The sequence below is a fragment of the Runella sp. MFBS21 genome (genome assembly GCF_029433105.1).
Taxonomy (GTDB): Bacteria; Bacteroidota; Bacteroidia; order Cytophagales; family Spirosomataceae; genus Runella.
Genome location: NZ_JARNTW010000028.1, coordinates 21,218 through 33,769, shown reverse-complemented (window position 1 = coordinate 33,769; position 12,552 = coordinate 21,218). Strand labels below are relative to the sequence as shown.

The following is a 12,552-nucleotide window of genomic DNA, read 5'->3' as shown; positions in this document are numbered from 1 at the left end:
CTCACTCCCCCAATTAGAATTATATTTACTCATTGACTTGCTTTCCTCTTCACTACTTTGGCTTGCTTTCCTCTTTCACTACTTTCATTACCCCGTTCATCAGTCGCCAGTGGCCTGGGAAGGTACAGATGTAGGGGTAATTGCCTGGCTCAGTGGGCGCCATGAAAGTAAGACGGAAAGATTGGTTGGGATTGACCAAGGGCGTATAAGCAATCACATGCGGCAAATTAGGCACGTAGTTTTTCTCGGCAGCATCTTTTTGCGTAATCATTTTATCAGCCGCGTTGCCAACAATATCCATTGCTTTGGGCTTCACAATCACGAGGTTGTGGTGCATGGCATCGGGATTATCAAAAATCAACTCAACGGGCTTACCCGCAATCACCGTAAACTCTTTCAGGTCAAACTTTATGGCTTCTTTGATAGATTTAATTCTGATAACCTGCATGTTAGGCTCCAATGGGGGTGTTTTGACCTCCGTCGCTGCGGGGAGCGGCTTAGATGGCGTATCGCCCGAGAGCACAAAGTAAAAATCGCCGTAAATTTTATCATAACGGGCGGGGGTTTGGCGGCCACCGCTTTTATCATCCACTTCCAGCGAGGCTTGGTCTAAGATGTTTTTGATGGTCAGGTTGGGGCGGGTGAGGTATTTGAGCAACGCGCCCGTAAAGAGCCCGTTGCGTCCCGTGGCGTTGTCGTCAGCCGTGGTGCCTTCTTCGGTGGCGTAGATCACCATGCTGCCACGCGGATTGTTGGTGGGCTTTACGTAACCGTTGGTGGTGATGTCCTTTTTGCTGTTGTCGCACAGGCGCAGTTTAGGAATATTGCGGCAGGCATCCAGCACCACAAAACTGTTCTTTACGCCTTTGGAAGCAATATCGCCCAAGATGCGATTCAGCGATAATCCCTGATCTTCAATTTGTTCGAGGCAATCGGCGTTGAGGTCGGTGGGCAGCAGGTAGTTTTTACCACCGTAGCTTGCTCCGTGGCCAGAATAGTAAAAAAAGGCCACATCCGACTGCGTCAAGCCTTCCTTGAAGCGAGTCAGGGCATTGGTCAAGGCGCGGTAATCGGCATTGGTGACGGTGATGACCTCGAAGCCAAGGCGTTTGAGTGCCGCTTCCATGTCGTTGGCGTCGTTGAGTGGGTTACGCAGCGGGTTGAGGTAGGGGTAATCTTTGTTGCCTACCACCAAAGCCAATCGCCGTTCAGTGCCGGCGGGAGCGTTACCACCCACGGGTTTCATCCCTTTGGGTTGGGCAAATGCGGGGGTGCTTAGCAGTCCGAGGCTGAAAAGAAAAAAGAGGGAGTAATAGAAAAAAGTACGCATAAGGCTAGATATTGATGCTGTTTTACGATATAAATAGACCCCTTCGGGGTGACAAAGAGCGAGAATAGACCCTTAACAGGGTCACAAAACTACGGGGTGACAAAACACGCCGCACTAGGCCGATTACCTCCCTGTTTACTGAAGGGACACTACCCGAAAGCCAACGTAGCTGTCGCGATCCGAGGGCGTGTAGCCGTTGCGATACGCCACGCGGCTATTCGCGGGGTTGTCGCCCCAGCTTCCACCGCGAAGCACGCGATAAGACCCTGTAGTAGGGCCTGTAGGATTAATACTAGCACTACTACTATAGTCACCGTACCAGTCACTACACCACTCCAACACATTGCCTGTCATGTCGTATAACCCCAATCCATTAGGCCGAAAACTGCCCACTTTTATGGTCTTAGTCCGATAATCGCCTACTACCGAATAAGGTTCTTTGGCATCAGCCTTGGAATAAAAATTTGCCTCCGTAGCATCCAATACATCCCGACCATTGCCAAAACGCGTACGGGTGCCACTACCTCCGCCCGCCGCGTATTCCCATTCCGCTTCCGTAGGCAGGCGATAGCTACCCCCCGTACGGGCGTTCAATCTCTTTAAAAACTCCTGCACATCTTCCCAACTTACTTTTTCTACGGGGCAATCACCACAGTCCTTAAAATAACTCGGATTGCTCCCCATCACAGACTCCCACTGTCGCTGCGTAATCTCGTATTTACTCATGTAAAAACTGCTCACTGTCACACTATGTACGGGCTTTTCGTCAGCCCCTCCCTCTCCCCGCGTATCGCCCATCTGAAACGTACCGCCTTCCACATAAGCCATCTCTGCAAAGGGTAAATCCATGAAGATCTTAGCTTTAGGTTTGGCAGGTTCAACTCGCGTAGGCTCCTCGCGCTTAGGCGGCGTGTAAGGTTCAGTCTTGGCGATGGGGGAGGCTGTCTGTACAAACACAAAATTTCCACGTAACTCGTCGTAGCGACCGGGGACTTGGCGGCCTCCGCTGCGGGTTTCTACACCGTCAATAGTGCGGTCGAGAATGTCGCGTAAACCCAGATTGGGCGTTCGTAAGTGTTTCAACAACTCGCTTGTAAAAAGCCCATTGCTCTCACTCACATTGTCGTCGGCGGTGCTGCCTTCCCGGGTCGCAAAGGCCACCATACTACCTCGGGGGTTGTTGGGAATCACCAAGCCATTGCCACCCGTACTACGACTCCAACTACGTTTGAAAGGGTTGTTGCGGCAGGCATCAAGCAATACCAAACTTACTTTGGCTTGGGCACCCTCCATGCCGTCGAGGATACGTCTCAAAGACACACATTGTGAGCGGGCTTGGTTTTCAAAACTCAAGTTGGCATCTGTGGGCAGCAAATAGTTTTCACCCTGAAAAGCCATCCCGTGGCCTGAAAAGTAAAATAGCCCCACATCATAGCTAGTGAGTTTGGCAGCAAAATCATCAATGGCCGTTTCCAGTCCAGCGCGGTCGAGATTGGTACGTTTGATGACCTCAAAACCAAGCTGCTGGAGCGTGGCCGTTACGTCGTTGGCATCGTTGAGAGGGTTTTGTAGGCGTGCCTCTGGGCGGGTATAGTCTTTGTTGCCAATCACCAGCGCTAGCCGCCGCTCTGTACCCGCTGGCATTTGGCTTTTGTCAATGGGTTTCATCCCTTTGGGTTGGGCAAATGCGGGGGTGCTTAGCAGCCCAAGGCTGAAAAAAAACAGGGAGTAATAGAAAAAAGTACGCATAAGGCTAGATTTTGATGCTGTTTTACGATATAAATAGACCCCTTCGGGGTGACAAAGAGCGAGAATAGACCCTTAACAGGGTCACAAAACTACGGGGTGACAAAACACGCCGCACTAGGCCGATTACCTCCCTGTTTACTGAAGGGACACTACCCGAAAGCCAACGTTGAAGATGCGAAGCGAGGGCGTGTTGTAGCTGCGAGCCGCCACGCGGCCACTCGCGGGGCTGTCGAGCCAGCCACCACCGCGAAGCACGCGATAAGACCCTGTAGCAGCACCCCTAGGATTGGTCTGTGAATCACTGCTGTAATCTCCATACCAATCACTACACCACTCCCATACATTCCCGCTCATATCATATAACCCCAATTCATTTGACCCTTTTTGACCCACCGACTGCGTACCTTTGTCTTGCGTATTAGTCGTACACCAGCCCACTTCATCCAAACTATTACTGCCCGCATAGATCGTGCCGCGACTCTGCTGACCGCCACGTGCCGCGTATTCCCACTCCGCCTCAGTAGGCAAACGATAAACCTGACCCGTCTTGCGGCTCAGCCATTCGCAATAGGCCACTGCATCGTTCCAACTCACATGAATCACTGGGTGATTGTATTCAGAACGGGGACGTGGCTCGCCCGCCGTGTTACAACGCCAATTCACTCCAGATTTCTGCTCATATTTTGTACCCGTCCAAACATAACTGCCATTCCCTTTCTCGGCTTCTGTCTGATAGCCCGTCGCTTCTACAAACTTCTCAAACTCCCCCACCGTCGTCTCATAAGTGGCCATCCGAAAACTGCTTACCATTACGCGGTGTACGGGTTTCTCGCTGTCATACTTATTGCTCCCCATCTCAAAACTGCCCCCCTCCATGTAGCGCATCGCTACGGGTTCTAAGTCAACAACGGGCTTGGCAGGCTCCTCGGGGTGAGTAGGGGCAGGAGAGTGATTGAAGTAAAACACATCCGACAAATCACCTACCCGATAGGGGTGTTGAGCGGCGTTTTGGCTCTTAACGGCATTGGTGGTCTTACGTATTAGCTCATCAAAGCTCAAATTGGGTATTTTGAGTTGAGACAGTAATTCTTGGGTAAAAAGGCCATTGCGTTGTCCTGGGTTTTCGGAAGCTTCTTCGTTAGGAGAGGCCGCAAAAAAGGCGATCATCCCATCGGGAGCATTCATCGTTCCCAATCCTTTTTGAGTGGTTCACCCCCACGAGCGGAAGGGGTTGTTACGGCAGGCATCCACTATTAAGATTTTGGTAGGGGTATTTTCAACTTCGTCCATACTGCCCATTACATCCTCTAGGGCTATAGAGTGGCTTTTAGCAAAAGTTTCGGTCATCCCTCTATGCACACCCGTAGACATAAGATAGTTGTCTTTTTGGGTACTTAAGAAACCATGCCCAGCAAAATAAAAAAGTCCTACTTTATAGTTGCTAAGTTGTTTTACAAAAGCACTGATTTCCTCCTCCATTTGGTTTTTGGTGAGGTTTTCTTTGAGAATAACCTCAAACCCCAAAAGACTAAGTGTTTTGGCCATATCTTGTGCGTCGTTGGCGGCATTAGGAAGGGCCTGTCCGAGGTATGCTGAATTGCCAATCACCAAAGCTAATCGACCTTTTTTGGGTTGGATTGGCTTAAAAGCCCGTTGTGCTTCCAAAGAGCCAAGTACCCATAACCATAAAAAAATTAAAAGCCCATTTCTCATAATCTAAATTGTTGCCTTATATAATTAGATTACTTCTTATCTATTTTTGCTAAGAGATTTTTTGCTTTTGTTTGATAGAAGTGTTGTTCGCTGGTACTAATGGTTCGGAGACGTTCGCGCGTTTGGCCATATTCGCTTTGCCATAAAAGCGCCAGAGCTACATACCATTCGCCATGCTGACGAAGTTCCTCAAAACGGCTTTTTTCTACTTTTTGAAACTCTACTAATGCCGACCGCCCACGTCCTGCATCTAGCAAACGTATGCCTTCATGTAGGGCTGCGGTATCAGCTTGCCATCTAGCCACCATAGTGGGGTTTACACCTAGTTTTTCGGTCGAAAAAGGCGAACCAATGGACGGGGTACGGCTAAAGTTTTGGGCAAAAAGAGCTTTGTAATCTGGGGTGATGGTTTTTGGAGTAGCAGGAGTAGAAGAAGGCTTCGGCGAAGCAGGTTCTGGAGTTTCTTGGTTTGCGCGCGGAATCGTTGTAGTATCCGAAGGAGCAGTAGTATCTGGATGACTAGCTAGGTGGGGAGTAGTATCTTGTAATGTATAAATGTACCATCCTACACCCGCCACTATGATTACACTTGCGGCTGCTGCCCAGTATCGCCATAGTGGACGTGGTTGGCTGAGAGGTTTGACAGGCACTTCGGGTACTTCCGTTGGCGATGCAACGACCTCCCAAGTGGGGAGTGCGCCTTCTGACTCAAGTTGAGCGTGTATTTCCGCAAAACGCTGCTTGTGCTTATTAGCTTTCAAGCCCGATTTTATGCGTTGTTGGGCTGTTACTTCCTCGGCTAGTTGGGGGTCTTGTATGATTCGTTGCTCAAACTCCATACGCTCTTCCTCTGTACCTTCGCCTCGCAAATACGCATGGATTTGCTCAAATGTTTTTTCGTTTAGTTCCATATTTGGGGGATGATTTGAAAAATGTCAATAATGGGATTACATCAGTTAATACTGATTTTATGAAGTTCCTTATCAAGCAAGTCTAAACTTCTCTTTCAGATACTTAGCACATCTAAAACGCTTTACCGTTGCCGACTCTTCGGTGATGTTAAGTGCTTGGGCAATGTTTTTCAAAGACCAATCTTCGATATAAAACCACGTCAATACTTCCTGACAATCCTCTGACAGAAGTTTCATAGCACGCTGAAGTTTCCGAAAAATCCACGACCGCTCGCTATCATCATAGTCAGCGAGGTCTATCATATCGGGTAGCGAAATGTCTTCTTGGTGTCCGTCCTCATCTTGGAGTGTTACTCTAAAAGGTGTACTTGAAATACTTTCTTTAAAAGTCTCTTCTGCGTCGTCCTGAGGGGATTCGTACTGGGTCTGAAGGCGTACCTCTGCTCGTTTGGTTTTGTGTTCAAAGGCTTTTTTCCACTGATTGATGTAGATACTATAGAAGTAGGTAGTGATTTTGGTATCGGCACGAAAGGCATAAGTACCATTGCGGATTTTCTCCACAAAAATCGCTAAACACTCTTGAAGCAAGTCTTTGGCTTCATCTTGGCTGCTACCTTTGGAAAGAGCAAAAGGTAGGCATTTTTGATAGGTTTGTAAGTATAAGTGATTGAACGCCTCTGGGCGTTCGGCTTGTAAATCCTCGTAAAATTGTGCTTCATTAGGATAATTGTGCTGATTAGAATTGGGGAGAGGCATAGACAGAAAGATAAGGTTGAGTTTTTATAAAATAGGGTTGAGCGATATGGGTGGATAAATTTCACGAATAAACCCCTAAATCACAATCAAAACAATTTACAAAATGAAAAAATGTATGATGGAAGGTCTCCCTGTTTACTGAAGGGACACTACCCGAAAGCCAACGTTGTCGTAGCAAAACGAGGGCGCGGAGTAGGAGCGAAGCGCCACGCGGCCAAACGCGGGGTCGGAGTACCAGCTCCCACCGCGAAGCACGCGACCAGACCCAGTAGTAGGCCCCGTAGGATTGCTGCTAGTACCGCTGTTAGCATAGTAATCAGATCCGTACCAATCACTGCACCATTCACTTACATTGCCTGTCATATCGTGCAAACCAAACTCATTGGCTTTATAGCTCCCAACGGGTGCCGTGTAAGTATAGCCGTCTGCATATCCTGAGAAAACAGTCCTACCCGTAAAGGTCTTCTTGGCGGTTTCATCCGCTACATTTCCACTCACCCCTTCCGTAGCAGAATTACCCCAACTGTACTTACTATGCGTGCTGCCATTGCCTGCGGCATATTCCCACTCGGCTTCCGTGGGCAGACGGTAGGTTTTGCCCGTCTTGCGGCTTAACCACTCACAATAAGCTACAGCGTCGTTGTGGCTTACATTAATCACGGGATGTTGCCGGTTGCTTTGGATACTGCCATCCGCGCCGTGCCGCCAATTGATGCCGTTGCGCTTTTCCCATTCTTTGCCGTTCCATACGTAGCTAAAGCCTTCTTTCTCGGCGTCAGTTTTATAATCGCTCGCTTCCACAAACTTCTCAAACTCCCCCACCGTCGTTTCGTAGGTAGCCATTCTGAACCCCTTCACCGTCGCACGGTGTACGGGCTTCTCATCAGCTTTGCCGTCGCTGCTGCCCATCTCAAAGCTACCCCCTGTGATGTAACGCATCGCTACGGGTTCTAAGTCAACTACGGGCTTGGCGGGTTCGGTACGAACGGGGGGGGTGTAGGGACCTGGCGTATCTGTAGGTTTAAAATAAAAATCAGCCTCTAAGGAGCTGTTCTTAAACGGCACTTGTTTACCTCCACTACGCCGGCGCACTGTGGCATTTACTTCGTTGAAAATCTGGTCGATAGTACGATTAGCCCGCGCGATAGCTCCCAAAATAGCCTCGGTATAAAGACCATTGTCGCCATCCCCATCAGAAGATTTGTGTCCTGGACTAGCCGCAAATCCAATAAACGTACCACTAGGGGCTGTCATGGAGCTTAGGCCACCATCCACACTCGTCGTACGAAAAAGTGAGCGAAAAGGATTGTCGCGACATGCATCAAGCAGTACGATGTTGGTTTGGGTATGGGCTATTTCCATCCATCCTAGTACCAATTCTATCGGCAGGGTTTCATAAGCGACCTGCTTGATATTTCGGGGATTGGCATCGGTAGGGCATAGATAGTTGACACCCTCTACCTCTACCGCATGACCCGCATAGTAAAACAACGCCACATCGCCCGCACGCAGTTGTTCGCCCCATTTGTCGATAACCTGGCGGAGGCTTTGGCGTGAGGTGTTGGTGACAGGTGTCACCTCAAAGCCCAATAACTTCAATGCAGTGGTCATTTTGCTTACATCATTGAGAGGATTTCGCAAAGGTGAAATATGGGTATAAGCAGCATTGCCTATCACAAGGGCTACCCGACGCCCACCGTCGGGAGTAGTGGTAACCGTACGCATACCTCGGGTATTTTGCGCTGATATACTCACGATAAACAACAAACAGTTTAGCAGGAAGCAAGAGAATATTTTCATACGTTAAAATTTAAACTCGTCTAATATAGCTCCAAAAAGAGTTGGTTTTTGGTTTTGGTTGGTTTTCTGGTACACCGTACGGGTTAGGTTTCTTACAAAATCCATTACTTCTACGCCCGCCCTGAGATTTTGCTGGATGGCATCGGCAAACACGCCTGTGTTGAGGGCACGATGACGCGGTTCGGCAGCATACATTACGAGAGTGCTGCCGGGAGTAGATTCGATGGTTTTGAACCCTCGATAATCATCCACGGGGCGATGGGCAGCTTGGCGGTCGGCAAAAGGGTCGTCGCGACAAGCATCTAGAAGTACCAAGTTGATTTTGGCTTTGCATTTGGCAAGTTGCCCCACCAAAAAATCAAGTCTAACGGCCTCTATTTCAGCATGCTCTGGTTCTCTAAGGCGTACCCCCAATGGAAGTAGATAATTCACTCCTCCCATCTCTATTCCGTGCCCTGCATAGTAAGAGACCACCATATCGGCATTGGCAGCTTTACGGATAAAATCAGCAATAGCAAACTCCATATTGGCTTTCAGGGCCGTTTCGTTGACTTCTACTACCGTAAAGCCTAGTATTTCTAGCGTAGTTTTAACTTTACGGGCATCGGTAGCAGGCTGACTACCCAGCGATTTGGTGTGTTGATAGCCAGAGTTACTTATCACTAAGGCGTAGCGTCGGGAAAGCGTAGGAGTCGGTGACGTTGAGCCACAGCGCTGCTGAGCAGTAGTTTTGTCTGATTGATGGTAAGTGAGGGTATTATCTAGCGATTCTCCTTTCCTAAAAGCCTCCATAGCCTCGCAGTGACGGTTGAGGTTGACCAGGCAACTCCCTTTGTTAAGGTAGGCTTTGGCATCATTTGGATTGAGAGCTATGGCATTGTCATAGTCTTTTATTGCTTCGTGATAACGTCCTAATTTATAGTTTTCTAGTCCCTTGTTATAGTACGTGAATGCATCTTGTGGCGCTGGTTTTTCTATTACTTTGCTATGGCTCCCTACCGCTTCTGTATAACATTTTATAATTTCCTTATTTATGCCAAGATTTGCTGAAGGAACCCATGTACGACGATGCTTATATGTTTTTAATTTCTTTTTAGCTATTTCTTTATTATTATGAGCAAGTACATAATTTGGGTTAATCCTAAGAGCCTGGTCAAAATCTTCTATAGCGTTAGAAAATTTAAAATATCCATCTTTGGATACGCCACGATTATTATAAGCAATGGTATAATTTGGGTTGATTCGGATAACTTTGTCAAAATCTTTAATTGATTCGTTAAAATTCCCAAAAATACCTCTCGCTATTCCTCGATTGTTGTAAGCCTCAATATAGTTGGAATCTAGTTCTATGGCTTTTGAATAATAATAAATTTTGTCTTTGTAATTTGTGGCAGCATAGCCTTTATCAAACCATTCTTCAGCGGTAGTTTGGGCCAGAGAAAAATGGCTCAAAGCCCAAAAAGTGAACAATAAAAAAGAAAATGGCTTCATAATCGTTTGCGTTTAGGATATACTGATTTTAAAAGATAGGAGCAGTTGGTAGCACAAAGCCGCCTTGATTTCTTCATCAAGCACGGCTTTGTATCTCCTCCCCTCTGTCTTACAATTCAACTTTATTTGTGTACAATCCGCACCAACATCGGTACAATGCTTCCTTTTGGATTGCCTTTTACTTCAAATGCCACCTTGGTAGGTTGATATGTGATATCCGAACTTGGAGTCATGTCGGTTTTAATAGCATCTAGTACTTTTTTGACAAAATTGCCAGAGCCATTTTTGATAGCTGAAGAGAGTGCTTCAATGTTAAGCTCCTTCTCCGAAACCAAGACCAAGAAATAGTCGGTTCCTGTAACAGTATCCATCGTGAACGATTGGTCGGCAGCAGGAAGTAATACGCTCGAATTGGGCGGAACGATTGCGCTCACATTTTGGCTCAATTCTCCTTGATAAGGAAACAACTTAGTCACGCGGTTGACATCATCTGAGGCGATGATATAAACATAGGCTTGGCGACTGTTGTTCATGGCCATTTTGAAACGCGTACCTGAGCTGTAAGGCGATGTCATTTGATACGTAATGAGGTCCGTGTTAGCGTTATCGTTTGTAACATCTATGCCTCGACTCGTAGGAACCAATACCACAGGCATCTCTGCGTTGGTACCTGACAATTGGAAACTCATGTCAGATTTTAAAGAAACAGCAGGACTGGGGCCTGGGCCTGGAGGAACAGGCACCACAGAAGCCGCTGGAAAAACCTGAAACGCATAGCGAGTAAAGCGGGCTACGTCTTCGTATCGTCCCCAAGTGTAACCGTTGTTTCCCCAACCTGCGCCCCAGCTATTGGCAATCAAAAAAGCACCCCCATAGCGAGTATCATCATAGCCGATGATTGCCATAGCATGGCCTCCAAGGGCATTTTCGGGGCTTTCGCCGGGAGCAGAGCGCCATTCGTCAGTAGCGGAGAAAAACGAACGAGGCAACAACATCCCGATAGGTACAGCTTGCTCACCTTCTGCCAAAGCCTCTTTGATTTTGAGAATTTTGGTTTCTGTTGGAAGTTGAAGCACATCAAACAAAGCAGTAAAATCTTCAATCTTGTACTGTGCAGCTTCCGCGTCGCATTTGGTATAGTTGGCATCGCAAGCATTAGGCATACAACTCAACAAGGCCGCTCCTTTGTTTTTCAATAAGTAAAGTGCATCAGGAATTGTAGCACCGTCTTGGCAGTCATAATCGTTTTTGCCTTTGATTTGCTCATAGATATAATAAGGCGAAAAGCGGTAAGGGTCAATACTAGCAGTGGTAGTAAGGCGGCGTTTTTGAGCTTCCATAATCGTACGCACGAGTCCTACAGATTGCCCTACGCAGCTACCTGTTTCGCCTTGGTCAAAAATCGTAGGCATGAACTGCGTGAGGGTCTTGCGAGAGGGCAAAACACCCCTGTATTTTATATTTTGAGACTTTTTGGGAGATTGAAGATATTTGTTATCATCAATTTTCATACCCATTCTTTTAGTATAATCTTTAGTTTGCGGTCTATTTTGCGCTACTACCGCAAGACAGCTTGTCCATAGTACGAAGGCCAAGAGAAGGCGAGGGAAGGAAGTGGAGAAATTCATTGTTGAATTAAGATTAATACGTGAATGTAAGTTTAAGCTAATCATTGTTCGTTTATGGTGAGTTCGATGATTTTCCAGTACTCACGGGCTGGAATATCGCCTTTTACAGGCATTCTGGGAGCAATACTTGACGCCCCTATAGGAATTCCATTTTCAAAGCGGGTAGCGTTAGCGATTGTAGTCAGGCGACAAAAATAACTATCGCGAGAGTTGGCTCTGAATTGGTCAAACTTGGCAAAAGTTCCTTTTACTATTTCATATTCTGCTTTGGTTTTGGCTGCTCTCGTCAAAAATGCCTTGCGAGCCATGTGTAATGATTGACCGTCTTTGGTTTTGACCGTTACAAAACCACTTTCATCAAAGAGGACTTCCAAATCTTTTTTCATACGTTCTAGCTCAGCTTCCGAAGCTCCCTTGGCTGCTTTAGTAGCATACTCAATCACCGTAGCCTGTTTTTTGGCAGGAAGCCAATTGATGATGTCCATACTATTAGGGTCGTTTTTAGGGTCTTCCTTTTTGGGTTCCTCTTTTTTTGGCTCTACTGGAGGTACTTCTCCAGGAATAGGAGGGATGCTTTTGCCATCTTGGTACTGAATCGCCTGAATCTTAGCGTATTTAATAGAGCGTTTGGAATCAATGTAGAGTAGCACAAATAAGTCTACATCTTTTTTGAAATCTACGACTACTTGCCCATTTACTTTGCCTTTGGTCTGGACAGGGATACTCAAACGGTATTGGTACACAAAGCGTTTTTCATCGTCAGAGTCAGTTAAAGGTTGAATCACTAGCTCATCGCGATCCATACTGTATTCAAAATTACTTTTGTAGAGGCCAGCAGCTAATTTTAAGAAGTCAGTTACTTTTAGCGTCGGTTTGTCTGCTAAGACCTCTAGGTCTTTTGGAGGCTTGATATTGTCAGGGGTTATATGATTAACTACCAGTGCAGAGTCGGTTAAAAAATAGAGTTGTCCAAACTCTTTTCCTACTTCCGACTTAGGGTTTTTGGCAAGCTCTGGCACTAGGAGGTTGAGTTCTTTCTCGTAGCTTTTTAAGAGTTTGGAGAGTGCCCGCTCATGAGAGTTTGGGACATCGCTCGAAAACCCATAAAATATTGGCAAGAGAAAGACCAAAGTCATAAACCGCCATTTTACATTTTTAAGGATTTGCATTCGTC

Annotated in this window: 9 protein-coding genes and 1 pseudogene; all 10 read right to left on the bottom strand. The window is 46.9% G+C overall.

Features of this window, described 5'->3' with window-relative positions; translation table 11 throughout:
- Positions 1 to 52: 52 nt before the first annotated feature.
- The 10 genes and pseudogenes from P1X15_RS32655 to P1X15_RS29645 all read right to left on the bottom strand — a co-directional run bounded on the left by P1X15_RS32655 (position 53) and on the right by P1X15_RS29645 (position 12,547).
- Positions 53 to 1,330 carry a caspase family protein gene (locus tag P1X15_RS32655; RefSeq protein ID WP_409049717.1) on the bottom strand — a complete coding sequence of 426 codons (1,278 nt, stop codon included), beginning with the start codon at positions 1,328 to 1,330 and terminating at the stop codon, positions 53 to 55.
- A 135-nt stretch (positions 1,331 to 1,465) separates the two neighbouring features.
- Positions 1,466 to 3,079: an SUMF1/EgtB/PvdO family nonheme iron enzyme gene (locus P1X15_RS29685; RefSeq protein ID WP_277341760.1), complete on the bottom strand. Its 1,614-nt coding sequence runs from the start codon at positions 3,077 to 3,079 to the stop codon at positions 1,466 to 1,468.
- A gap of 135 nt (positions 3,080 to 3,214) precedes the next feature.
- Entirely contained in the window at positions 3,215 to 3,955 is a 741-nt protein-coding gene (locus P1X15_RS29680; protein WP_409049719.1) for a formylglycine-generating enzyme family protein, read from the bottom strand.
- 93 nt (positions 3,956 to 4,048) lie between these two features.
- Positions 4,049 to 4,792: pseudogene (locus P1X15_RS29675) on the bottom strand (caspase domain-containing protein); the annotation flags it as partial.
- Between the two features lie 29 nt (positions 4,793 to 4,821).
- Positions 4,822 to 5,703, bottom strand: a complete 882-nt coding sequence (locus tag P1X15_RS29670) for a hypothetical protein (protein ID WP_277341757.1) — start codon at positions 5,701 to 5,703, stop codon at positions 4,822 to 4,824.
- A 72-nt stretch (positions 5,704 to 5,775) separates the two neighbouring features.
- Complete coding sequence (locus P1X15_RS29665; RefSeq protein ID WP_277341756.1) at positions 5,776 to 6,459, bottom strand: RNA polymerase sigma factor; 684 nt, start codon at positions 6,457 to 6,459, stop codon at positions 5,776 to 5,778.
- Between the two features lie 135 nt (positions 6,460 to 6,594).
- Complete coding sequence (locus tag P1X15_RS29660; protein ID WP_277341755.1) at positions 6,595 to 8,184, bottom strand: SUMF1/EgtB/PvdO family nonheme iron enzyme; 1,590 nt, start codon at positions 8,182 to 8,184, stop codon at positions 6,595 to 6,597.
- A 78-nt stretch (positions 8,185 to 8,262) separates the two neighbouring features.
- Positions 8,263 to 9,750: a tetratricopeptide repeat protein gene (locus P1X15_RS29655; RefSeq protein ID WP_277341754.1), complete on the bottom strand. Its 1,488-nt coding sequence runs from the start codon at positions 9,748 to 9,750 to the stop codon at positions 8,263 to 8,265.
- Between the two features lie 122 nt (positions 9,751 to 9,872).
- On the bottom strand, positions 9,873 to 11,378 hold the full coding sequence (locus P1X15_RS29650) for a DUF4384 domain-containing protein (RefSeq protein ID WP_277341753.1): 1,506 nt from the start codon (positions 11,376 to 11,378) through the stop codon (positions 9,873 to 9,875).
- A 41-nt stretch (positions 11,379 to 11,419) separates the two neighbouring features.
- Positions 11,420 to 12,547 carry a hypothetical protein gene (locus P1X15_RS29645; RefSeq protein ID WP_277341752.1) on the bottom strand — a complete coding sequence of 376 codons (1,128 nt, stop codon included), beginning with the start codon at positions 12,545 to 12,547 and terminating at the stop codon, positions 11,420 to 11,422.
- Positions 12,548 to 12,552 lie beyond the last annotated feature (5 nt).